Genomic DNA, 22,710 nt, shown 5'->3' with positions numbered 1-22,710 from the left:
CGTCCCGTCGAACGTGCACGCACCGCGAAAAAAATCGCGCAGTGGCTACCCGTTTGGCGCGGTTCTAGACCTGGGCGACGTGCTCCCAGCCGGCCACCGACGCCGCGCTGCGCGGCGCCGGCCCGACGTAGATCGCCGACGGGCGCACCAGCTTGCCCAGCCGCTTCTGCTCCATGATGTGCGCGCACCAGCCCGCGGTACGGCCACAGGTGAACATCGCCGGCATCATCGCCGGGGGCACCTCGGCAAAGTCCAGGATCACCGCCGCCCAGAACTCCACATTGGTCTCGATCGGCCGGTCCGGCCGGCGCTCCCGAAGCTCGGCCAGCGCCGCCTGCTCCAGCGCGGCCGCCACCTCGTAGCGGGGAGCGGCCAGCCGCTTGGCGGTGGCCCGCAGCACCCGGGCGCGTGGGTCCTCGGCGCGATACACCCGATGCCCGAAGCCCATCAGCTTCTCGCGGCGATCCAAGATGCCCTTGACCACGGCGCGGGCATCACCGGAGCGTTCCACCTCGGCGATCATCGGGATCACCCGGGCCGGGGCGCCACCGTGCAGCGGGCCGCTCATCGCGCCGATCGCGCCGGACAGCGCCGCGCCGACGTCGGCGCCGGTGGAGGCGATCACCCGGGCGGTGAACGTCGAGGCGTTCATCCCGTGCTCGGCCGCCGACACCCAGTAGGCATCGATCGCCTCGACGTGGGCCGGGTCGGGCTCGCCGCGCCACCGGGTCATGAACCGCTCGGTGATGGTGGCGCAGCCGTCGATGGCCGATTGCGCCACCGGTGCCTGCGAGCCGCGAGCCGATTGGGCGACGTAGGACAGCACCATCACCGCCGCGCGGGCCAGCTGGTCACGTGCAGTGGCGTCATCGGTGTCCAGCAGTGGCTCAAATCCCCACTGCGGCGCCAGCATCGCCACCGCTGCCTGGGCGTCGACCCGGACGTCGCCGGTGCGCACCGACAATTCCTGCGCCTCGGCGGGCGCCAGCGGACGGTTGAAGTCACCGTCGACCAGCAGGGCCCACACGTCACCGAAGCTGACCTTTCCGGCCAGGTCCTCGATGTCGACACCGCGGTAGCGCAGTGCGCCGCCGTCCTTGTCCGGCTCGGCGATCTCGGTGGTGAACGCCACCGTGCCCTCCAAGCCGGCAACGAAATTCTCCGGGACTGCTGCAGTCATGCGTCGGATTCTTCCACCCGGACGCCCCGCCGTTACTACCGGCCGGTAACACCGGCTGGGCTGCGCCGGGGCGTAGCGTTGGGCGGTGCACTGGACAGGCCCAGACAACGAGCACCTGGCGGCGATGCGAGTGGAATACCGGGAGAAGGACAACAGCGGCGACCTCGACGTCGACTGGCTCGAGGAGGGCTGGGAGGTGTTGCTGCGCAACTGGATCGGCGACGCCGAACGTGCCGGGATCGCCGAACCCAATGCCATGGTGCTGGCCACCGTCGAAGACGGCCGGCCGGTCAGTCGCTCGGTGCTGTGCAAGAACCTCGACGAGAACGGCATCACCTTCTTCACCGATGACGGCTCGGACAAGTCCGCCCAACTGGCGGCGACACCGTACGCATCGGCGACGTTTCCCTGGTATCTGCTGGGCCGTCAGGTCCACATCCGCGGCCGGGTCACCAAGACCGACGCCGCGATCCCCGCCGAATACTGGGCGCACCGGCCGAGGGCGTCGCAGCTGGGCTTCTGGGCGTCGCAGCAGTCGCAGCCGATCGCCTCGCGCGCCGCGCTGCTCGATCAGCTCGTCGAGGTGACCGAGCGATTCGCCGACACCGACCAGGTTCCTGTCGCACCGACCTGGGCCGGGTATGTCATCGCCCCCGAGGTGGTGGAGTTCTGGCAGGGCCGAGAAGGCAGGCTGCACAATCGGATTCGGGTGAGCGGCGGGCGCGTCGAGCGTTTGCAGCCATGATCCCGGGTCCCCTGGGGTGAGGCTGTTCGCCGACACCACCCCGCTGCGCAGCCCGGACTTCCGGCGGCTGTGGGTGGCCGGGATACCGACCGTCATCGGCGCGAACCTGACCATTTTCGCGGTCCCGGTCCAGATCTACGCGCTGACCGGCAGCTCGGCCTATGTCGGGCTGGCGGGCCTGTTCGCACTGGTTCCGCTGGTGGTCTTCGGGCTATTGGGCGGTGCCTGGGCCGACGCGATGGACCGCCGCACATTGCTGATCATCGCCTCGTGCGGGTTGGGGCTGGCCTCGCTGCTGCTGTGGGTGCAGGCGGTCCTCGGCGGCGGGGTCTGGACGGTGCTCTGCCTGCTGGCCGTGCAACAGAGCTTCTACGCGATCAACGCCCCCACCAGATCCGCGGCGATTCCGCGGATGGTCGCCGGTGGTGACCTGCCGGCCGCCAACTCGCTGAACATGACCGTGATGCAGTTCGGGGCGATCGTCGGGCCGCTGCTGGCGGGCCTGCTGCTCGGCTGGGTGGATCTGCCCACGCTCTACCTGATCGACGCCGCGACTTGCATCTTCCCGATCTGGGCGACGTTTCGGCTGACCCCGATGCCGCCCACCGGATCAACCGAGAGCTCTCGCTTCGGAGTGGCGGCGGTGCTGGACGGGTTTCGTTACCTGGCCGGCAACACCGTGGTGCTGATGTCGTTCGTGGTGGACCTGATCGCGATGGTGCTGGGGATGCCGCGGGCGCTGTTCCCGCAGATCGCCGCCGCGGACTTCGGCGGACCGGTCGACGGCGGCACCACGATGGCGCTGCTGGCCGCGGCGATGGCGGTTGGGGCGGTGGCCGGCGGGGTGTTCTCGGGCTGGCTCCCGCGGATCACCCGCCAGGGTCTGGCCATCGTCGTCTCGATCGTGGTGTGGGGCGCCGCGATGGCCGGCTTCGGGCTGGCGGTCGCGCGCGCAAACGGCCACCCCGGTCCGACGCTGTGGGTGGCGCTCGGGTTCCTGGCGGTCGGCGGCGCCGCGGACATGGTGTCGGCGGCGTTCCGGTCGACGATGCTGCAGCAAGTCGCCTCCGACGAGGTCCGCGGCCGGCTGCAGGGGGTGTTCACCGTCGTCGTCGCCGGTGGCCCCCGGCTCGCCGATGCCGTGCACGGCGCGGCCGGCGCAATGGTGGGTACGGCCGCCACAGCGGCCGGCGGTGGGGTACTGGTGATCGTCGGAGTGCTGCTAGCTGCGCTCGTGGCGCCCGCTTTCATCGGCTATCGTCGGCCGGGACCGACGGTGGCGCGATGACCGTCCGGCGATACCCGGCCCCGGGCGGGCGCGTCGGCCTGGAACCGACTACCTTTTCCTGTACACACCCAATCTGGTTAGCCGAATAGCGCAAAGGGGTTCCTTGTGGCCGCAACCGACGACACCGCCACTCTCCGGTATCCGGGCGGCGAGCTCGAGCTGCCGATCGTCAAAGCCACCGAGGGGTCCGACGCTCTGGCCATCGGGTCGCTGCTCGCCAAGACCGGATACACCACCTTCGACAACGGCTACGCCAACACCTCGCCGGTCAAGAGCGCCATCACCTACATCGACGGCGACGCCGGCATCCTGCGCTACCGCGGCTACCCGATCGAGCAGCTGGCCGAGAAGTCGACCTTCATCGAGGTCAGCTACCTGCTGATCTACGGCGAGCTGCCCACCACCGAGCAGCTGGCCGCGTTCACCGGCCGGATCCAGCGGCACACCATGCTGCACGAGGACCTGAAACGGTTCTTCGACGGCTTCCCCCGCAACGCCCACCCGATGCCGGTGCTGTCCAGCGTGGTCAACGCGCTGAGCGCCTACTACCAGGACTCACTGGACCCGGCCGACAACGACCAGGTCGAGCTGTCCACCATCCGGCTGCTGGGCAAGCTGCCCACCATCGCCGCCTACGCCTACAAGAAGTCGTCGGGCCAGCCGTTCCTGTACCCGGACAACTCACTGAGTCTGGTGGAGAACTTCCTGCGGATGACGTTCGGCCTGCCGGCCGAGCCCTACGAGGCCGACCCCGAAGTGGTCCGGGCACTGGACATGTTGTTCATCCTGCACGCCGACCACGAGCAGAACTGTTCGACATCGACGGTGCGGCTGGTGGGCTCCTCGCGGGCCAACTTGTTCACCTCGATCTCCGGCGGGATCAACGCGCTGTGGGGTCCGCTGCACGGTGGCGCCAACCAGGCGGTGCTGGAGATGCTGGAGAAGATCCGCGACGAGCACGGCAACGTCAGCGACTTCGTCCGCAAGGTCAAGGACCGCGAGGACGGCGTCAAACTGATGGGCTTCGGCCACCGGGTCTACAAGAATTACGACCCGCGGGCGCGGATCGTCAAGGAGCAGGCCGACAAGATCCTCGGCAAGCTCGGCGGCGACGACGAACTGCTCAACATCGCCAAAGACCTCGAAGAGGCCGCGCTGACCGACGACTACTTCATCGAGCGCAAGCTATACCCGAACGTCGACTTCTACACCGGCCTGATCTACCGGGCGATCGGCTTCCCGGCCCAGATGTTCACGGTGTTGTTCGCGCTGGGCCGGCTGCCGGGCTGGATCGCGCACTGGCGCGAGATGCATGACGAGGGCGACAGCAAGATCGGTCGGCCCCGTCAGGTCTACACCGGCTACACCGAACGCGACTACACCAGCCTCGGCGGGCGGTAACCGCTGTGACGAACCCGGCCAAGCCGCAGATCACCGTTCCGACGGGCCCGGCCCCGACCGAACTGGTCATCGAGGACATCGTCGTCGGGGACGGCGCCCAAGCCGCACCCGGTGCGCTCGTCAACGTGCACTACCTGGGCGTCGACTACGACAGCGGCGCGGAGTTCGACAGCTCGTGGAACCGCGGCGAGTCCCTGGAGTTTCCGCTGGACGGGCTCATCGCGGGCTGGCAGGACGGCATCCCGGGGATGAAAGTGGGCGGCCGGCGCCAATTGGTGATCCCACCCGAACTGGCTTACGGTCCAGCCGGCACCGGGCATCAATTAGCCGGCAAGACCCTGGTCTTCGTGATCGATCTGCTCGGCACCCGCTGAGTGCGCGCCTGCCTGAGTTGGTGATCAGCTCGCCTGTGGCGCACTAGGGTCACCAAAAGCGACTGACTACCTCCATTGACCAACTGAAGCTCCTACACTCGCGGTGTCCTGGACACGTAGGTGCTTTTCGGTCGTCAAGGAGGATCCATGCCAGGCTCCGAAAGCCGGACCGTGACCGGCTGGCGAAAGGCATCGCGTTTTTACCGGCGGTCTCCAGGCTTCGGCTGGCTGTTGGCCCTGGCGGCAATTCCGTTGCTAATCGCGTTGATCGGCCTCGGAATGGCGGATCGTTCGAAACTCGACACCACCGCACCCGACATGACCGGACCCGATCTCGCCGCACCGTCGCTTACCGTGCCGGACGTGAATGCGCCGGAGGCGACTGTGCCGGGCGTGAAGGGGCCGGGATTGTCATTTGCCAGGTTATCGATTCTGCGCAACGGCAACGTCATCACCCTCAACGGTGACCTGCCCGACATCGCCACGCGGACAGGGCTTCTCGATATGCTCAAGGGGTTGTACGGCAGCGGGGTGCAGCTGGTCGACAACCTCAACATCAAACCGGGTGTCGCGGTGCCCGACTCCGCGGCATTGGGATCGGTGTTCAAGGCCGCGGTGACCATGCCGGACTTCAAATTCAAGATCAGCGGTGACACCGTCACGCTGACCGGCACCGCTGGCTCGGGCGCGGTCAAGTCCGCCGTCGAGGCGGCCGCGAAGGCGGCCTGGCCAAACCTGGAGCTGTCCAACAACATTCTGATCCTGCCAGATGCGCCGAAGGCGCCGATCGTGCCGCAGCCTTGCGGCAACCTGCAAGCCGACATCACCGCATTGATGAGCAAGCCGGTCACCTTCGTGACCAACGGCCACACCTTGTCGCAGGGCACGAGGGAGCAACTGGGCCGGGTTGCGGAGAAGCTGAAGGGTTGTCACAGCGTCCATGTGGCGGTCAGCGGCTACACCGACAGCACCGGCAACGACGGCATCAACGTGCCGTTGAGCGCCAGCCGGGCCAAGTCGGTCGCGGACTTCCTGGTGGCACAGGGTGTACCCGCAAACAGCGTCACCGCCAAGGGATTCGGGTCCGCCGAACCGGTCGCCGGCAACGCGACTGCGGACGGCCGTGCCCAAAACCGTCGTGTCGCGATCACCGTCAGCTAAGGAGAACCTCCAATGGATTTCGTCATTCACTGGCTGTGGTACCTGCTGGCATTCCTAGTGGGTTCGGCGATCGCCTGGTTACTCACAATTGTGTCGATTCGCCGCACGCGCGAGGAGGAGGCCATTGCGGCCCTGCCCGACTCGCGTGAGATAGGAGCCACCTGATGCACGGCGCCGATTGTTGGTTGATGGGCTTGTCATTTCTGTTGGGGCTACTGCTGACGTTCGCCTTCGCCATCCGGCGAGTCAAACGCGAGGTGCCGGTTTCGGCAGCCTTGAGCGACGGCGCGCCCTACGGCGCCCGCTGGGACAGCGCGACCAAGGAGAAATGACGCCTGGGGCGGGGCGAGCTCAGCGCGGCGGCGGCAGCTGCAGCAGCAGGCGTACCCCGCCCATCGGACTGTCTTCCAGCGACGCCGTGCCGCCGTGCAGTTCGGCCTGTTGAGCCACCAGGGCCAGCCCGAGGCCGGAGCCGGAATGCGATGCCGTCGACCCTCGGGAGAACCGTTCGAACACCATCCGGCGCTCATCCTCGGGCAGCCCGCCGCCGTTGTCGTCGATGGCGATCTCGACCCCGTCTCGCGAGGTGACCGCCGACAACTGCACCTGGGTCGCGCCGCCGTGCTTGACCGCGTTGGCGATCGCGTTATCCACCGTCAGCCGCAGCCCGGCCGGCATTCCGAGGATGATGCAGGTCGGCGACGGCACCAGCGAGACGTTCAGGTCGGGGAAGACCCGCATCGCGTCGTGGGCCGCCCGGTCGAGCAGATCGGTGATGTCCACCGGGACATGGTCGTCGGCCGTCGACAACTCGCCCTGGGCCAACCGCTCCAGGGCACTCAACGTCGCCTCGATCCTGGACTGGGTGCGGACCATGTCGCCCAGAACCTCCTTGCGCCCCTCGTCGGGCAGGTCCAGGGTGGTCAGCACCTCGAGATTGGTGCGCATCGCGGTCAGCGGCGTACGCAGCTCGTGCGAGGACACCGCGGCGAAGTCGCGCGCGGACGCCAGAGCCTCTTTGGTGCGGTCCTGCTCGGTCCAGATCCGCTGCAGCATGCCGCGCATCGCCTCGGCGATCTCCACGGCCTCGCTGGCGCCGCGCACCTCGATGTCGGGACGTTCGTCGCCGGCGTCGATCGACCGGGCCTGCTGCGCCAGCCGACGCAAAGGCCGCACCGCGAACGCCGCCAGCAGCCAGCCCAGCACCGCGGCCGCGCCGATCGCGAACGCGCAGAGCAGGATCACCCGCCGGTGCAGGTTGTTGATGTCGGCGAAGGTGGCCTCATAGGTGGCGCCGACCGCCAGCGACCGCGGACCCGGCCCCGGGATGTCGACGGTGCGCACCCGGTAGAGCTCCCCGTCGATCTCGGTGTCGGCGTAGCCCGGCGGCAGCTCCGGCAGCACCACCGCGGCGTTCGACGTCACCTCGTTGGGCCGGCGCAGCGTGATCACCGCGTCGGTGGCGCCGGCCGACCGGGGTAGCTCGCCCAGGCCGATCAGCGGGACGGTCAGCCCGGCCGCCTCATCGAGTCGGCGGTCCAGCCAGTACTTGCGGTCGTTGGTGACCCCGACCCACACGATGGCGCCGATGATGACCGTCACGATCGCGGTACCGATCGCGGTGGCCAGCACCACCCTGGCGCGCAGCGACGGCGTGCGGGCGAAGACGCGCCGCAGCATGTGCATGACGTTCATGGTGGTCCTCACTGCGTGCGCAGAACGAATCCGACTCCGCGGACGGTGTGCAGCAGCCGGGGCGCGCCACCGGCTTCCAGCTTGCGTCGCAGATAGCCGATGAACACGTCGACGACGTTGGTGTCGGCGGCGAAGTCGTAGCCCCAGACCAGCTCGAGGAGCTGGGCGCGCGACAACACCGCGGTCTTGTGCTCGGCGAGCACGGCCAACAGGTCGAACTCCCGCTTGGTCAGGTCCACGTCGACACCCTTGACCCGGGCACGCCGGCCCGGGATGTCGACCTCCAGCGGGCCCACCGTGATGGTCTCCGAGGAAGAGCTGGCCGAGGACCCGCGCCGCCGCAGCATCGCCCGCACCCGGGCCACCAGTTCGGCGAGCACGAACGGCTTGACCAGGTAGTCGTCGGCGCCGGCCTCCAGCCCCGCGACCCGATCATCGACCGAACTGCGCGCGGACAGCACGCAGACCGGCACGTCGTCGCCCATGGCCCGCAGCGCCGTCACCACGCTCACGCCGTCCAACACCGGCATGTTGATGTCCAGCACGATCGCGTCCGGGCGGGACTCCTTGGCGCTGCGTAACGCCTCGGCGCCGTCGGCCGCCGTGGCCACCTCGAAACCGGACAGGCGCAGTCCACGTTCCAGCGAGGCGAGCACATCGGAGTCGTCGTCGACGACCAATACCCGGGGAGCGGGGGCGGCGTTGGCGGGGTTGTTCATGGCCGCCATTTTGCCTGAATATTGCCGCTAACGCGGGACGTGCCGCGGGACGGTGCTGGGTTCTTGCGGCGATGGCGCCGCGGGTCGCCGCCGTCAATCTAGGGTCGATTGGGTGAATCCGGCCTCTGCACTGCGCAGCCTGCTGCCGTACCTGCGGCCATACCGGGCCAGATGGATCACCATGATCACGGTGGCCGTCGTCAGCCTCGGCGCCACCGTGACGATCCCGCTGATGACCAAGGCCGTCATCGACGGGCCGGTGGCCCACCGCGACCAGCACGGATTGTGGATGCTCGGCACAGCGGCCACCGCGCTCGGGGTCGGCGAGGCCGTGCTGTGGTTGGTGCGGCGCTGGCTGGTCGCGCACGCCACCATGGGTGTGGAAGCCGACCTCCGCAAGGATCTCTACGCCCGGCTGCAGGTGCTGCCGATGACCTTTCACGGGCGCTGGCAGTCCGGGCAGCTGCTGTCGCGGATCATGAACGACCTGGCCACCATCCGCCGGTTCCTGTCGTTCGTGCTGGTGTTCCTCCTGCTCAACATGTTGCAGATCGTCGCGGTGACGACCATTCTGCTGCTGTTGTACTGGCCACTGGGCGTGGTGGCCGGTGCGTCGATGGTGCCGGTGACGCTGGCGGTGCAGCATTTCCGGCGCCAGTACACCCGGCTGTCGCGGCGGGCCCAGGACCAGGCCGGCCAGGTGGCCACCGGAGTCGAGGAGTCCGCGCTGGGCCTGCGCACGATCAAGGCGTTCGGCCGTGAGGACTACGTGTTCGCGCACTTCGATGCGCAGGCCAAGACCCTGCGCGACCTGGGCATCGACAAGGTGGTGGTGTCGTCGAGGTTCTGGACGCTGCTGGAGGTGATCCCCAACCTGACGCTGATCGTGGTGCTGGCCATCGGTGCGTACGCGGCCGGCCACCACCAGGTCACGATGGGCACCCTGGTCGCGTTCATCACCTTGATGCTGTCGCTGGTGTGGCCGGTGTCGTCGCTGGGTTTTCTGCTGTCGGCCACCCAGGAGGCGATGACCGCCGCCGACCGGATCACTGAGATCTTCGATGCGCCGCTGGAGATCACCGACGGTGACGATCCGGTGCCGCCGTCCGGGCGACTGGAGTTGCGTGACGTCGGATTCCGTTTCGGCGCTGCCGGTCGGGCCGGTCCGGATGGCCCGTGGGTGTTGCGCGGGGTCGATCTCATCGTCGAACCCGGCGAGACCGTCGCTCTGGTGGGGGCCACCGGGTCAGGAAAGTCGATGCTGGCGATGCTGCTGTCGCGGCTTTACGACGTCGACGAGGGGCAGATCCTCATCGGCGGGCGCGACATCCGGTCTCTGACGCTGGCGGCGCTGCGTTCTGCGGTGATCACCGCGTTCGACGACCCCACGTTGTTCTCCATGTCGGTGGCCGAGAATCTGCGGCTCGGGCGGCCGGACGCGAGCGACGCGGAGCTCGTCCGCGCCATATCGACGGTTTCGGCTGATTTTGTCTATGACCTGCCCGACGGGCTCGATACCCGCATCGGCGAGCAGGGGATGAGCTTGTCGGGTGGGCAGCGCCAACGGCTGTCGCTGGCCCGGGCCCTGGTGGCCGCGCCGACGGTGCTGGTGCTCGACGACACCTTGTCGGCCCTGGACGTGCACACCGAAGCCGCGGTGACCGATGCGCTGCGCCGGGTATTGCGTGACGGGCCGGAGCCGATCACCGGGATCGTGGTGGCCAGCCGGGCCTCCACTGTGGCGCTGGCCGACCGGGTGGCGCTGCTGGAGGACGGTGCCATCGCAGCGGTCGGTACCCATGCCGAACTGCTGGCCGGGGTGCCGCGGTACCGCTACCTGCTGGCCGCCGACGACGAGCTCGATGACGGCGCCGAACACCTCGTCGACTGGGTACGGCGGTGACGGCCGTTGCCGGCCGGGCCGCGGCGCGCGCCCTGCTGTGGTCGCTGCTGCGCCCCTACCGTGTCGCGGTCATCCTGCTGGCATTGGTCGTCGTGGTGGAAAACGCTGCCCGCCTCGCGGTTCCGGTGCTGGCGCAGCGCGGTATCGACCGCGGGATCCCGCCGATCGCCGCCGACGGCTCGACCCGGGTGCTGACGGTGATCATCGTCGCGCTGGGTGCGGTCGTGCTCACCCAGGCCGGCAGCCGAATGCTGTTCCTGCAGTGGTCGGGGCGGATCGGCCAGCAGGCACTGCTGGAGCTGCGGCGGCGGGTGTTCCGCCACTTCCAGCGCCTCGACATCGGGTTTCACGACCGCTACACCTCGGGCCGGGTGGTCAGCCGGCTGACCAACGATGTCGACGCGATCCAGGAGATGCTGACGAGCGGGTTCGACAGCCTGGTCAGCGCCGCGCTCACGTTGGCCGGCACGGCGGTGCTGCTGATCGTGCTGGATTGGCGGCTGGGCCTGATGTGCCTGGCCGCCTTCCCGGTGCTGGTGGTGTTGCTGCGCTGGTTCCGGGCCGAGTCGTCGAAGACCTACACCGCGGTCCGGGAGCACGCCGCAAGGGTGATCGTGCAATTCGTCGAGACCATGACCGGGATCAAGGCGGTGCAGGCCTACCGCCGCGAAGCCCGCAACGCCGAGATCTTCGCCGACGTCGCCGACCGCTACCGCACCGTCAACGAGAAGGCGTTCAAACTGGTCGCCATCTTCAGCCCTGGTGTCAAACTGGTCGGCAACCTCACCACCGGGATGGTGCTGCTCTACGGCGGTTGGCGAGTCCTGCACGGGCACATGACGATCGGGACGTTCACCGCATTTCTGCTCTATCTGCGGATGTTCTTCGAACCGATGCAGGAGATCACCCAATTCCTCAACACTTTCCAGTCGGCGGCCTCTGCGTTGGAGAAGCTGGCCGGGGTGCTCGCCGAAAAACCCGCGGTCGCCGACCCGGAAAACCCGGCCACCCCGGGCGAGGTACGAGGCGAGATCGCCTTGCGCGACGTGTGTTTCGGATATCGGGCCGATGCGCCGGTGCTGGCCGGACTGTCGCTGAGCATCCCGGCCGGCCAGACGGTGGCGCTGGTCGGCAGCACCGGGGCCGGCAAAAGCACCATCGCCAAGCTGATCGCCCGGTTCTACGACCCGACGTCGGGGTCGGTGACGCTCGACGGTGTCGACCTGCGTGCGCTGACCCAGGCGGAGCTGCGCCGGCACGTGGTGATGGTCACCCAGGAGAATTTCCTGTTTGCCGGGACGCTCGCCGACAACATCCGTTTCGGCCGTCCCACCGCGACCGACGCCGAGGTGGCCGCCGCGGCGGCGAGCGTGGGCGCCGAGGCGTTCATCGCCGCCTTGCCGGACGGCTATGACACCGACGTGGCCAAGCGCGGCGGCCGGCTGTCGGCGGGCCAGCGCCAGTTGGTCGCGTTCGCCCGAGCGTTCCTCGCCGACCCGGCGGTGCTGATCCTCGACGAGGCGACCTCAGCGCTGGACATCCCCGGCGAGCGGATGGTCCAGAAGGCGCTGCGCAACGTGCTGGCCCGGCGGACCGCCCTGGTGATCGCCCACCGACTCTCGACGGTCGAGATCGCCGACCGGGTACTGGTGATCGAGGGCGGGGCCATCGTCGAGGACGGGCCGCCGGCCGAGTTGATCCGCGCCGAGGGGCATTACGCCGCCCTGCACGAGGCCTGGCGGCGCTCGCTGGCTTAAACCCAGCGGAATTCTAATGAAACAGCGTGCAAACGCGCTGTTGGTAGCGGCCGCCGGTCCGGGTCGATCACCGCTGCCCGCTTACACTTCTCGCCGTGATACACACGGCGAACGCCAAGGTCCCGGGGTGATCGGCTCCCCGGCAGCGCAGGGGTTGGCGTTGGCCTCTGCCACCAGCTTCGGGATCAGCGACTTCGTGGGCGGTGTCGCGTCGCGGCGGGTCGCCGCGCTTCGGGTGGTCTTGGTGTCCACCCCGGTCTCGATGGTGATGCTGGGATTGCTGGCCCTCGTCGGCGGTGGGCGGATCACGACCGCCGCGGTTGTACTCGGCATGCTCGGTGGGCTCAGCCAGGCGCTGGGCATCTGGTGGTTCTACGCCGCCATGGCCGCGGGCCCGATCTCGGTGGTGTCGCCGTTGGCCGCGGTGGTGGATGCCACCGTGCCGGTGTGCGTCGGGCGCTTGCTGGGGGAGCGGCCCGGCATGCTTGCCAGCGCAGGCATCGCGGTGGCGTTGGGGGCCGTGGTGCTGATCAGCTGGCACACCGGCGAAAGGGGCGTCAAGCGCCAAGGGCTGCCGCGCGGCGTGATCTGGTTGACGATCGCTTCCGGTATAGCCCTGGGATTGAACTTCGTCTTCCTCGACCGCACCCCGCCGGACGCCGGACTGTGGCCGCTGCTGTTCGCCCGCGCGGCCGCCACGGTTCTGGTGGTCGGGGTCGCGGCGGCCAGCGGCAATCTTCGGGCTCCCACGGGTACACCGTTGCGGCTGGCGTTCGTGATCGCCCTGCTCGATACCGCCGCCAACGTCACGATGCTGTTCGCACTGCAGCTCTCGTTGCTGTCACTGGCCAGCGTGCTGATCTCGCTGTACCCCGCCGCGACCGTGTTCTTGGCGGTTGCGGTGCTGCGGGAGCGGGTGCGGCCCCGACAGGTCGCCGGAATGGTGCTGGCGTGTGTGGCGGTCGCGATGATCACCGGCTAGTCCACCTCGTCGCCGAAACCGACGTTTTGCAGGCCGCCACTCGCACTTTCGCTGCGAAACGTCGGTTTGGGTGATCAACTCGGCAGCCCGATCCGCCGGTAGCGGTCCAGTCTGGCGGCGAGTCGCGTTTCGTCGGGCATGCCGCGCAGGGCGTGCAGTTCCGCGGCGATCGCCTGTGACATCCGCTTGGCGAAGTCGATCGGCTCCTCGGCGGCATCCGGGTGCTCGCCCACGATCACGTCGACGATGCCGTGCGCCTTGAGATCCACCGACCGGACGCCCTGCGCAGCCGAGAGTTCGGGGCCGTGCTCGGTGTCGCGGAACACGATGGCGCTGGCGCCCTCCGGCGGCAGCGGTGCCAGCCAGCCGTGCAGCGCCGCCAGCACCCGATCCGCCGGCACCATCGCCAATGCGGGACCGCCGCTGCCCTGACCTAACAGCACCGACACCGTCGGCACCTCGAGGGTGACCAGTTCCGCCAGGCATGCCGCGATCTGCCCCGCCAGACCGCCCTGCTCGGCCTCCACCGACAGCGCGGGCCCCGGGGTGTCGATGGCCAGCACCAGCGGCAGTCGCAGGCCCGCGGCCAGCGCCATGCCGCGGCGGGCGTCCCGCAAGGCAACCGGGTCGGTGAGGCGATCCGGCCCGCGCAGCTGCCCCAACACCACGGCTGGCTGGCCACCAAAGCGGGCCAGCGCCAGCAACATGGTGGCACCCCGTTCGGGGCTCCCGGTGCCCGCCAGGAAGACCCGCTCGGTGGCGCCGTGCCGCAGCAGAAAGCCCACGCCCGGCCGATCCGGACGGCGGGACGCGCACACCGAGTCCCACGCCGGAATGTCGGGAACCGGCGCAGGGGCCGGTTTCGGAGGTGGGGGCCCGGGGTCGTCGAGCATCACTTTGAGCGCCCGGGCGCAGGTGCGCCGCAGCCACTTCACCGGGATCACACCGTCGATCACGCCGTGGGCCTGCAGGTTCTCGGCGGTCTGAACGCCCGGTGGGAACGGTGAGCCGTAGAGCTGCTCGTAGACCCGCGGGCCCAGGAAGCCCACCAGCGCACCGGGTTCGGCCAGCGTGACGTGGCCCAGCGAACCCCAGGAGGCGAACACCCCGCCGGTGGTGGGGTGGCGCAGGTAGACCAGGTAGGGCAGGTGGGCGCGCTTGTGCAGCTCGACGGCGGCGGCGATCTTCACCATCTGCAGGAACGCGACGGTGCCCTCCTGCATCCGGGTGCCGCCCGAGCTCGGTGAGGCCAGCAGCGGCAGCCGTTCGGCGGTGGCCCGCTGGATCGCGGCGGTGATCCGCTCGGCGGCCGCCACCCCGATCGAGCCGGCCAGGAAGTCGAAGTCGCTCGCGATCAGCGCCACTCGCCGCCCGTTGATCCGGCCCTCGCCGGTGCTGACCGCCTCATCGCGTCCGGTGGCGGCCCGTGCGGCGTCCAGCTCGGCGGCATAGTCGGCACTGACCGGCACGGCCAGCGGCTCGTCATCCCAGCTGATGAACGAGCCGCCGTCCAATACCGCGTCGCGTAGTTCGTCGGCCCCGGTCCGGCTCACAGCACGAGGCTAAACCGTCAGGCGGTGTATCCGCCGTCGACGTTCCAATTGGCTCCCGTCACGAATCCCGACTCCGGGCCGGCCAGGAAACTCACCACGGCAGCGATGTCACCGGTGTGCCCGTAGTGGTCCAACGCCATGACTTGCCGCATGGCGTCGGCGAATTCGCCCCCGGCGGGATTCATGTCGGTGTCGATCGGGCCTGGCTGCACGTTGTTGACGGTGATTCCGCGTGGGCCGAGTTCGCGGGCCAGACCACGAGTCAGGGATGCGACCGCACCCTTGGTCATCGCGTACACGGCCAACCCGGCGACCGGGACGCGGTCGGCGTTGATGCTGCCGATGTTGATGATCCGCGAACCCTCGCCGAGGTGACTGATCGCGCTGCGGATCGCCGAGTACACGCCGCCGATGTTGATCGCCACCACACGGTCGAACTGCTCCTGTGGGTATTCGTCGATCGGCGCGATGTGCGCGGTCCCGGCGTTGTTGACCAGGATGTCCAATCCGCCGAGGCCGGCGACTGCCTGCTCGACCGCTGCGCCCACCTGTGCCGGATCGACGCTGTCGGCCTGGATGGCCACCACCTTGGCCCCGTCGGCGGTCAGCTCGGCGACCAGCTTGTCGGCCTCGGCGGCCGATGACGCGTAGGTGAACGCCACCGCGGCGCCGTCGGCGGCAAGCCGGCGCACGATTCCCGCGCCGATTCCGCGCGAACCTCCGGTAACCAGTGCTCGGCGTCCGGCCAGGGGTGCTGTGCTCATGTCGCATGCCTCTCGAGTCGTTTCGAACCGGTTGGTTACAAAGTATGATCAGGTCAAGCGCATTGTCCAGCGGGAGATTCCCGCTGTGACCGGGATCACGGAAGGCGGAACATGGCCATCGGGCGACCGCGGGAGTTCGACCCCGACACGGTTGAGGACATCGCGATGAAGCTGTTCTGGGACCGTGGTTTCGAGGGTGTGTCGATCAGCGATCTGACCGACGCAACGGGGGTGAACCGCCGCGGTATCTACGCCGAGTTCGGCTCGAAAGAGGGACTCTTCGAGCGGGCCACGCTGCGATACATCAATGGCCCGGGTGGCTACATGGCGACGGCGCTCACTCGTACGACCGCGCGCGAGGTTGCCGAAGCCATGGTCCACGGGGCCGTCGACGCGACGTCCGGCAACCCGGACGGCTGCCTGCTGGTCGGAAATGCGGCCGGACTGGCCGAATTTCGTGATGCGGCCGCGCGTGAGCTGGCACGCCGGTTCGACCAGGCGGTGGCCGCAGGCGAACTGTCCGACGTCGACACCTTGTTGCTGGCCCGCTGGATCAGCGCCGTCTGCCAAGGGATTTCCATCCAGGCCCGCAGCGGTGCCGATCGTGCGGAACTGCACGCGATCGCCGATCTGGCCTTGGCGGGCTGGCCGAAGCCCTGAGGTGGGAACAGCGGCATCGAGCACCCGAACAAAGTCGTTCGACAGGCTTCAATAGGCTGGAGCGTCATGATCGGTATTACCCGCGACGAAGCCGTCACCACTATCGAGTTGCAGCGCCCGGAGCGGCGCAACGCACTGAATTCCCAGCTCGTCACCGAACTGCGGGCGGCCGTCGAGGACGCTGCCACCCACGACGTCCGGGCGATCGTGCTGACCGGGCAGGGCACGGTGTTCTGCGCCGGCGCTGACCTGTCCGGCGACGCGTTCGCCGCCGACTACCCCGACAAGCTGGTCGCCCTGCACCGCAGCATCGCCGACGTGCCGGTGCCGGTGATCGGCGCGATCAACGGGGCGGCGATCGGCGCCGGCCTGCAATTGGCGATGGTCTGCGATCTGCGGGTGGTGGCTCCCGAGGCATTCTTCCAGTTCCCGGTTGCCAAGTACGGTCTAGCGCTCGACAACTGGAGCATCCGGCGGCTGACCTCACTGGTCGGCTACGGGCGGGCCCGGGCGATGATGCTCACCGCGGAGAGGCTCCCGGCCGATGTCGCGCTGCAGACCGGCATGGCCAACCGGATCGGTACGGTGGCCGACGCGCAAGCCTGGGCGCACGAGATCGCCGGGCTGGCGCCGCTGGCGCTGCAGCACGCCAAACGGGTGCTCAACGACGACGGCGCCTACCAGGAGCAGGAACCGGCGCACAAGGAACTGTTCGACCGGGCCTGGGCAAGCCAAGACGTCATCGAGGCCCAGATGGCGCGCATCGAGAAGCGGCCCCCGAAGTTCCAGGGCGCTTAGCGGGTGCGGCGGTGATCGCAAAAGCGGCGGAGCCGGGTGCAGCGGGTCAGGGTCATAAGCTGGGCGGCATGTTGCGCGGAGCACTTCGGCTTACGGCGGGCACGGCTTCCCTGGCCGCCGGGAGCTGGACGCTTCGCGCGCTGCGCGGCACGCCGGCGGCCCTGGGCGCCGCACCGGGCGCCATTCACGCGGTGGCTGCCCGGTCTGAGCACTACCGCGACGGGATCTTCCACAACGTCGAGCGTGCCGCAAAAGTCAACATGGACCGCGAACAACAGCGCATGATGCTGCGTGAGCTGTTCGCGGATCGCGGCGCGGGACGGCCCGCGGCACCGGTCCCGCTGGTGGTCCCCGATTTCACCGGCGCCGCCGAACCGCTGTCGGTCACCTGGCTGGGCCACGCAACGGCACTGATCGAAGTCGACGGCTACCGCGTCCTGACCGACCCGCTGTGGAGCGAGCGCTGCTCGCCGTCGGATGCCGTCGGCCCCAGGCGGCTGCACCCGCCGCCGGTCGAACTGTCGGCGCTGCCCGCGATCGACGCGATCGTCGTCAGCCATGACCACTACGACCACCTCGACATCGACAGCGTCACTGCGCTGGCCCGCAGCCAGCGGGCGCCGTTCGTCGTCCCGCTGGGGGTCGGTGCGCACCTGCGGGCGTGGGGCATTCCCGCCGACCGGGTCATCGAACTCGACTGGGACGAACAGACCTCGCTCGGCGAGCTCACGTTGACCTGCACCCCGGCCCGGCACTTCTCCGGCCGGTTCCTGACCCGCAACACGACCCTGTGGGCCTCGTGGGTGATCGCCGGGCCCAGCCACCGGGTGTACTTCGGCGGTGACTCCGGATACACCGGCAGCTTCGGGCAGATCGGCGCTGACCACGGCCCCTTCGACGCGAGCCTGCTGCCGATCGGCGCCTACAACACCGCCTGGCCGGACGTCCACATGAACCCCGAGGAGGCGGTCCGGGCGCATCTGGATCTCAACGATGGCGGCGGTGGGATGCTGGTGCCGATCCACTGGTGCACATTCCGGCTGGCGCCGCACCGCTGGGACGAACCGGTGGAACGGCTGCTGGTCGCCGCCGACGCCGCAGGGGTGCCGGTGGCGGTGCACAAGCCCGGTGGCCGTGTCGAACCCGGCGTCTCCGCCAGAGCACCCTGGTGGAGGCCCTAGCGCCATGACCAGGCTGGCGGCAATGGCCGCGGCCGCGCTGTTGGCCGCCGAGTTGAGCGCGTGTGCTCCGGCGGCGTCTCCGCCCTCACCGCCCGCGCTGTCCGACGCGCCGCCCAACCAGGTGGCCGGGGTGGAGGTCCCCTCCGGGCGCGTCGATGAGGCGGTGGCCCGACTCGATGGTCTCGCACGGGATCTGATGGACAGCACCGGAATACCCGGCTTGGCCGTCGCCGTCGTACACGGCGGGAGAACGCTGTACGCCAAAGGCTTCGGTGTTCGAAGCACACGGGATGGCGACGGCTCTGATAACGCGGTGAACGCCGAGACGGTGTTTCAGCTGGCCTCGGTGTCCAAATCGGTCGGAGCCACCGTGGTCGCCCATCAGGTCGGCGCGGGCACCATCGCCTGGGACACCCCGGTGGTGAAGCAGCTGCCGTGGTTCGCCCTGTCCGACCCGTACGTCACCGAGCACGTCACCATCGCTGACCTGTACGCGCACCGATCCGGGTTGCCCGACCACGCCGGCGATCGGCTCGAAGACCTCGGCTACAGCCGCCGGGAAGTGTTGCAACGGCTCAAATATCTGCCACTGGCCCCTTTTCGCAGCAGCTACGACTACACCAACTTCGGGGTGACCGCCGCCGCCGAGGCCGTCGCTGCCGCCGCCGGCGTCTCGTGGGAGCAGCTCTCGGCCGATGCGCTATATCGGCCGCTCGGTATGACTGCGACCAGTTCCCGCTACGCCGATTTCATCGGTCGGCCCAACCGCGCGGACACCCACGTCAAGGTCGACGGCAGCTACCAGCCGCGATACCAACGCAATCCCGACGCCCAGTCGCCGGCCGGCGGGGTCAGCTCATCGGTGAACGATATAGCGCGCTGGCTGACCATGGTGTTGGCCAACGGCAGCTACGAAGGCACCCGGATCCTCGCTCCGGAGGCATTGCTCCCAGCGATCACACCGCAGGTGATCAGCGCCCCCGCCGATGTCGGCGCCGCCCGGCCGGGGCTCTACGGCGAGGGATTCAACGTGTCGATCGGGTCGTCGGGACGCACTCAGTACGGACACTCGGGCGCATTCCTGTTGGGCGCGGCTACAGCGTTCTCGGCACTGCCTTCACTGGATCTCGGGATCATCGTGCTGACCAACGCCACTCCGATCGGCGTTCCCGAGACCTTGATCGCCCAATTCCTGGATCTCGTCCAGTACGGCGAGATCCGCGAGGACTGGGCCGGGTTGTATCGACAGGCGCTGGCGCCGATGTCGCAACCCGAAGGGACGCTGCGCGATACGGCGCCGCCGGCCCAGCCGGCGCCCTCCCGGTCGTTGCCCGACTACATCGGCCAGTACACGAACCCCTATTGGGGCGAGGCCACCGTCACCGAGGACCACGGTGCACTGGAGCTGGTTCTCGGTCCGCAACACCAACGATTCCGGTTGACCCACTTCGACGATGACACCTTCACCTTCGGGCTGCAGGGCGAGAACGCGGCGGACGGGACGATCTCCAAGGCCACGTTCGCCAAGGACACCTTGACCCTGGAGTATTTCGATCACGACAAGCTGGGAAGGTTCACCCGTTGACAGTGTGGACCGTCGGACTCACCGACGCCGAAGTCGCCGAGCGGGTCGCCGAGGGCCAGACGAACGACATCCCGGTGCGTGCCGCGCGCAGTGTGCGCGAGATCATCCGGGCGAATGTGTTCACCCGGATCAACGCGATCCTGGGCGTGCTGCTGGCCATCGTTGTCACCACCGGATCACTGATCAACGGGCTGTTCGGACTGCTGATCGTGTTCAACAGTGTCATCGGCATGGTGCAGGAGATCCGGGCCAAGCAGACGCTGGACAAGCTTGCCATCGTCGGTCAGGCGAAACCCTTGGTGCGCAGGCAATCCGGGACAGTGGCGCTGGCGGCCCGCGAAGTGGTTCTCGACGACGTCATCGAGCTCGGCCCGGGCGACCAGATCGTCGTCGACGGCGATGTCGTCGAGGTGTCCGATCTGGAGGTCGACGAGTCCCTGCTGACCGGTGAAGCCGACCCGATCGGCAAAGGCATCGGTGACCACGTGATGTCGGGCAGTTTCGTGATCTCCGGCAGCGGCGCCTACCGGGCCGCCCGGGTCGGCGCCGAGGCGTACGCGGCCAAGCTGGCCGAGGAGGCCAGCAAGTTCACTCTGGTGAAATCCGAACTGCGTAACGGCATCAACCAGATCCTGAAATTCATCACCTACCTGCTCATCCCGGCCGGACTGCTGATCATCTACACGCAGTTGTTCACCACCGACGTGGGCTGGCGGGCATCGGTGCTGGCGATGGTCGGCGCGCTGGTGCCGATGGTTCCCGAGGGCCTGGTGCTGATGACGTCGTTGGCGTTCGCGGTCGGGGTGGTGCGGCTGGGGCGGCGGCAGTGTCTGGTGCAGGAACTGCCCGCGATCGAAGGGCTGGCCCGCGTCGACGTCGTCTGCGCCGATAAGACCGGCACCCTCACCGAGAACGGCATGCGAGTGTCCGAGGTCGTCGAACTCGATGGCGCCGAAGGCCTTCCGGTACACCAGGCGCTGGCCGCGTTGGCCGCCGACGATGCCCGCCCCAACGCCAGCATTCAGGCCATCGTCGAGGCGTTCCCGACGTCGCCGGGTTGGACGTCGAGCGCGTGCGCCCCGTTCAAGTCGGCTACCAAGTGGAGCGGCGTCTCGTACGGCGAGCACGGCAACTGGGTGATCGGGGCTCCCGATGTGCTGCTCGAACCGTCATCGGAGGCGGCCGAACAGGCCGAGCAGATCGGGTCGCAGGGGTTGCGCGTGCTGCTGCTGGGTTCCGGCGACCGGCCCGTCGACCACCCGGACGCACCCGGGCAGGTCACCCCGGTGGCGCTGGTGGTGCTGGAGCAGAAGATCCGGCCCGACGCCCGCGATACCTTGGATTATTTTGCTGCACAGGATGTCTCGGTGAAGGTGATCTCCGGCGACAACGCGGTGTCGGTGGGCGCGGTGGCCGGCGCGCTTGGGCTGTCCGGGGACGCGATGGACGCCCGCGAGTTGCCGACCGAGCCGGACCAGCTGGCCGATGCACTGGAGGGCCACACCGTGTTCGGCCGGGTGCGCCCGGATCAGAAGCGGGCCATGGTGCAGGCTCTGCAAGCGCGTGACCACACGGTGGCCATGACCGGCGACGGCGTCAATGACGTGCTGGCGCTCAAGGACGCCGATATCGGTGTCGCGATGGGCGCGGGCAGCTCGGCGGCTCGCTCGGTAGCGCAGATCGTGTTGCTGGACAACAAGTTCGCCACGCTGCCGTATGTGGTGGGCGAAGGTCGCCGGGTGATCGGCAACATCGAACGGGTGGCGAACCTGTTCTTGACCAAGACGGTCTACTCGGTGCTGCTCGCTCTGCTGGTCGGCCTGGTCGGGTTGGCTTCGGCGCTGTTCGGCACCAAGCCGCTGCTGTACCCGTTCCAGCCGATCCACGTCACGATCGCCGCTTGGTTCACCATCGGCATCCCGTCATTCATCCTGTCGCTCGCGCCGAACAACGAACGGGCGCAACCCGGATTCGTCCGGCGGGTGATGAGCGGGGCGTTGCCGGCCGGTCTCGTGGTGGGTATTGCCACCTTTACCTCCTACCTGCTGGCCTACCGCGGCAGCGACGCCACCGCGGTGCAGCAGATCCAGGCCTCCACCACCGCCCTGATCACCTTGCTGACCACCGCGTGCTGGGTGCTGGCCGTGGTGGCGCGGCCCTATCAGTGGTGGCGGCTGACACTGGTGATCTGTTGCGGTCTGGCCTATGTGGCGATCTTCGCGATACCGCTGGCGCGGGAAAAATTCCTGCTGGACCCCTCCAACGTCGCGCTGACGTCCATGGCGCTCGGTATCGGGGCCCTGGGTGCTGTTGCTCTCGAGGTGATGTGGTGGGTGCGGGGTGCCATGCTCGGTGAGCGCCCGAAGTTGTGGCAGGAACCGGCAACGGCCAAAATGGTCCAGCGATAACGGCATAGAAACGGGTGTGAGGGGAAGAGAATCCATGGCCAAGATCTCCGGATCCATCGACGTCCCACTGCCTCCTGAGCACGCCTGGGAGCATGCCGCGGATCTGTCGCGCTACAAGGAGTGGCTGACCATTCACCGGGTATGGCGCAGCGTGCTGCCCGAGACCCTCGACAAGGGCACCACGCTGGAGTCCATCGTCGAGGTCAAAGGCATGCCCAACAAGATCAACTGGACGATTGTGAGCTACAAGCCGCCCAGCGGCATGACGCTCAACGGCGCCGGCAAGGGCGGGGTCAAGATCAAGCTGCTCGCCAAGGTGACCCCGGCCGGCGAGGGCTCCACGGTCAGTTTCGACATACATTTGGGCGGGCCGGCGTTGTTCGGGCCGATCGGCATGCTGGTGGCCGCCGCGCTGAAGAGCGACATCAACGAGTCGCTGCGCAAGTTCGTCACGGTTTTCGCACCGTCCTGACCGGTTGCGCGCCACGCTAACCCATGGCTAGGGTGGCGGAGTCCCTTCACAGGAGGTCTGGAGAATGACAGGCATCGCCGGTCT

The 22,710-nt window shown here is 68.4% G+C and carries 21 protein-coding genes; 16 read left to right on the top strand and 5 right to left on the bottom strand.

Annotation, left to right across the window (positions count from 1 at the left end):
• Positions 1–64: 64 nt before the first annotated feature.
• Positions 65–1,180 carry a citrate synthase 2 gene (locus ACZYY4_RS15775; protein ID WP_463810932.1) on the bottom strand — a complete coding sequence of 372 codons (1,116 nt, stop codon included), beginning with the start codon at positions 1,178–1,180 and terminating at the stop codon, positions 65–67.
• Between the two features lie 85 nt (positions 1,181–1,265).
• Here ACZYY4_RS15775 and pdxH point away from each other — a divergent pair, with 85 nt between their 5' ends.
• From pdxH to arfC, 7 genes are all read left to right on the top strand, one after another.
• Positions 1,266–1,925, top strand: coding sequence for a pyridoxamine 5'-phosphate oxidase (gene pdxH / locus ACZYY4_RS15770; protein ID WP_463810931.1), 660 nt, complete (start codon positions 1,266–1,268; stop codon positions 1,923–1,925).
• A 16-nt stretch (positions 1,926–1,941) separates the two neighbouring features.
• Entirely contained in the window at positions 1,942–3,213 is a 1,272-nt protein-coding gene (locus ACZYY4_RS15765) for an MFS transporter (RefSeq protein ID WP_463810930.1), read from the top strand.
• Positions 3,214–3,318: 105 nt separating this feature from the next.
• Positions 3,319–4,614: a citrate synthase gene (locus ACZYY4_RS15760; RefSeq protein ID WP_463810929.1), complete on the top strand. Its 1,296-nt coding sequence runs from the start codon at positions 3,319–3,321 to the stop codon at positions 4,612–4,614.
• A gap of 5 nt (positions 4,615–4,619) precedes the next feature.
• Positions 4,620–4,988, top strand: a complete 369-nt coding sequence (locus ACZYY4_RS15755; protein ID WP_463810928.1) for an FKBP-type peptidyl-prolyl cis-trans isomerase — start codon at positions 4,620–4,622, stop codon at positions 4,986–4,988.
• A 147-nt stretch (positions 4,989–5,135) separates the two neighbouring features.
• On the top strand, positions 5,136–6,149 hold the full coding sequence (gene arfA / locus ACZYY4_RS15750; protein WP_463810927.1) for a channel-forming protein ArfA/OmpATb: 1,014 nt from the start codon (positions 5,136–5,138) through the stop codon (positions 6,147–6,149).
• Between the two features lie 12 nt (positions 6,150–6,161).
• Positions 6,162–6,314: a channel accessory protein ArfB gene (arfB, locus tag ACZYY4_RS15745; RefSeq protein ID WP_463810926.1), complete on the top strand. Its 153-nt coding sequence runs from the start codon at positions 6,162–6,164 to the stop codon at positions 6,312–6,314.
• Entirely contained in the window at positions 6,314–6,481 is a 168-nt protein-coding gene (gene arfC, locus ACZYY4_RS15740; protein WP_463810925.1) for a channel accessory protein ArfC, read from the top strand. Before arfB ends, arfC begins: the two co-directional genes overlap by 1 nt.
• 19 nt (positions 6,482–6,500) lie before the next feature.
• Here arfC and ACZYY4_RS15735 read toward each other — a convergent pair whose 3' ends face one another.
• Positions 6,501–7,835, bottom strand: coding sequence for a sensor histidine kinase (locus ACZYY4_RS15735; RefSeq protein WP_463811034.1), 1,335 nt, complete (start codon positions 7,833–7,835; stop codon positions 6,501–6,503).
• Positions 7,836–7,852: 17 nt separating this feature from the next.
• Positions 7,853–8,563 (bottom strand): two-component system response regulator PrrA, encoded by a 711-nt coding sequence (gene prrA / locus ACZYY4_RS15730; RefSeq protein ID WP_463810924.1) that lies wholly within the window; start codon positions 8,561–8,563, stop codon positions 7,853–7,855.
• A 181-nt stretch (positions 8,564–8,744) separates the two neighbouring features.
• Here prrA and ACZYY4_RS15725 point away from each other — a divergent pair, with 181 nt between their 5' ends.
• From ACZYY4_RS15725 to ACZYY4_RS15715, 3 genes are all read left to right on the top strand, one after another.
• Positions 8,745–10,466 (top strand): ABC transporter ATP-binding protein, encoded by a 1,722-nt coding sequence (locus tag ACZYY4_RS15725; protein WP_463811033.1) that lies wholly within the window; start codon positions 8,745–8,747, stop codon positions 10,464–10,466.
• Positions 10,463–12,223 carry an ABC transporter ATP-binding protein gene (locus ACZYY4_RS15720; protein ID WP_463810923.1) on the top strand — a complete coding sequence of 587 codons (1,761 nt, stop codon included), beginning with the start codon at positions 10,463–10,465 and terminating at the stop codon, positions 12,221–12,223. The genes ACZYY4_RS15725 and ACZYY4_RS15720 overlap by 4 nt, the downstream gene beginning before the upstream one ends.
• Before the next feature lie 127 nt (positions 12,224–12,350).
• Positions 12,351–13,205 (top strand): EamA family transporter, encoded by an 855-nt coding sequence (locus ACZYY4_RS15715; protein ID WP_463810922.1) that lies wholly within the window; start codon positions 12,351–12,353, stop codon positions 13,203–13,205.
• Positions 13,206–13,279: 74 nt separating this feature from the next.
• Here the strand turns inward: ACZYY4_RS15715 and ACZYY4_RS15710 are convergent, their stop codons facing one another.
• Entirely contained in the window at positions 13,280–14,758 is a 1,479-nt protein-coding gene (locus ACZYY4_RS15710; RefSeq protein WP_463810921.1) for a carboxyl transferase domain-containing protein, read from the bottom strand.
• Between the two features lie 17 nt (positions 14,759–14,775).
• Entirely contained in the window at positions 14,776–15,522 is a 747-nt protein-coding gene (locus ACZYY4_RS15705) for a 3-oxoacyl-ACP reductase family protein (RefSeq protein ID WP_463810920.1), read from the bottom strand.
• A gap of 111 nt (positions 15,523–15,633) precedes the next feature.
• Between ACZYY4_RS15705 and ACZYY4_RS15700 the strand changes: the two genes are divergently transcribed.
• The 6 genes from ACZYY4_RS15700 to ACZYY4_RS15675 all read left to right on the top strand — a co-directional run bounded on the left by ACZYY4_RS15700 (position 15,634) and on the right by ACZYY4_RS15675 (position 22,626).
• On the top strand, positions 15,634–16,182 hold the full coding sequence (locus tag ACZYY4_RS15700) for a TetR/AcrR family transcriptional regulator (RefSeq protein ID WP_463810919.1): 549 nt from the start codon (positions 15,634–15,636) through the stop codon (positions 16,180–16,182).
• Positions 16,183–16,248: 66 nt separating this feature from the next.
• On the top strand, positions 16,249–16,980 hold the full coding sequence (locus ACZYY4_RS15695) for an enoyl-CoA hydratase (protein ID WP_463810918.1): 732 nt from the start codon (positions 16,249–16,251) through the stop codon (positions 16,978–16,980).
• A gap of 68 nt (positions 16,981–17,048) precedes the next feature.
• Entirely contained in the window at positions 17,049–18,161 is a 1,113-nt protein-coding gene (locus ACZYY4_RS15690) for an MBL fold metallo-hydrolase (protein ID WP_463810917.1), read from the top strand.
• Positions 18,162–18,165: 4 nt separating this feature from the next.
• Positions 18,166–19,746: a serine hydrolase gene (locus tag ACZYY4_RS15685; RefSeq protein WP_463810916.1), complete on the top strand. Its 1,581-nt coding sequence runs from the start codon at positions 18,166–18,168 to the stop codon at positions 19,744–19,746.
• Positions 19,743–22,154: a cation-translocating P-type ATPase gene (locus ACZYY4_RS15680; protein WP_463810915.1), complete on the top strand. Its 2,412-nt coding sequence runs from the start codon at positions 19,743–19,745 to the stop codon at positions 22,152–22,154. Before ACZYY4_RS15685 ends, ACZYY4_RS15680 begins: the two co-directional genes overlap by 4 nt.
• A 34-nt stretch (positions 22,155–22,188) precedes the next feature.
• Positions 22,189–22,626 (top strand): type II toxin-antitoxin system Rv0910 family toxin, encoded by a 438-nt coding sequence (locus ACZYY4_RS15675; protein ID WP_463810914.1) that lies wholly within the window; start codon positions 22,189–22,191, stop codon positions 22,624–22,626.
• Positions 22,627–22,710: the final 84 nt, after the last annotated feature.

The sequence above is a fragment of the Mycobacterium sp. IDUB_21 genome, from assembly GCF_055419425.1.
The sequence above is the reverse complement of the archived record's forward strand: the minus strand, read 5'-3'. Positions and strand labels throughout refer to the sequence as shown.

Coding starts and splice junctions, on each gene's coding strand:
- ACZYY4_RS15775 (WP_463810932.1), bottom strand. CDS start 1,180: ATGACTGCAGCAGTCCCGGAGAATTTCGTTGCCGGCTTGGAGGGCACG.
- arfA (WP_463810927.1), top strand. CDS start 5,136: ATGCCAGGCTCCGAAAGCCGGACCGTGACCGGCTGGCGAAAGGCATCG.
- arfB (WP_463810926.1), top strand. CDS start 6,162: ATGGATTTCGTCATTCACTGGCTGTGGTACCTGCTGGCATTCCTAGTG.
- arfC (WP_463810925.1), top strand. CDS start 6,314: ATGCACGGCGCCGATTGTTGGTTGATGGGCTTGTCATTTCTGTTGGGG.
- ACZYY4_RS15735 (WP_463811034.1), bottom strand. CDS start 7,835: ATGCACATGCTGCGGCGCGTCTTCGCCCGCACGCCGTCGCTGCGCGCC.
- prrA (WP_463810924.1), bottom strand. CDS start 8,563: ATGAACAACCCCGCCAACGCCGCCCCCGCTCCCCGGGTATTGGTCGTC.
- ACZYY4_RS15725 (WP_463811033.1), top strand. CDS start 8,745: ATGATCACGGTGGCCGTCGTCAGCCTCGGCGCCACCGTGACGATCCCG.
- ACZYY4_RS15705 (WP_463810920.1), bottom strand. CDS start 15,522: ATGAGCACAGCACCCCTGGCCGGACGCCGAGCACTGGTTACCGGAGGT.
- ACZYY4_RS15700 (WP_463810919.1), top strand. CDS start 15,634: ATGGCCATCGGGCGACCGCGGGAGTTCGACCCCGACACGGTTGAGGAC.
- ACZYY4_RS15695 (WP_463810918.1), top strand. CDS start 16,249: ATGATCGGTATTACCCGCGACGAAGCCGTCACCACTATCGAGTTGCAG.
- ACZYY4_RS15690 (WP_463810917.1), top strand. CDS start 17,049: ATGTTGCGCGGAGCACTTCGGCTTACGGCGGGCACGGCTTCCCTGGCC.
- ACZYY4_RS15685 (WP_463810916.1), top strand. CDS start 18,166: ATGACCAGGCTGGCGGCAATGGCCGCGGCCGCGCTGTTGGCCGCCGAG.
- ACZYY4_RS15675 (WP_463810914.1), top strand. CDS start 22,189: ATGGCCAAGATCTCCGGATCCATCGACGTCCCACTGCCTCCTGAGCAC.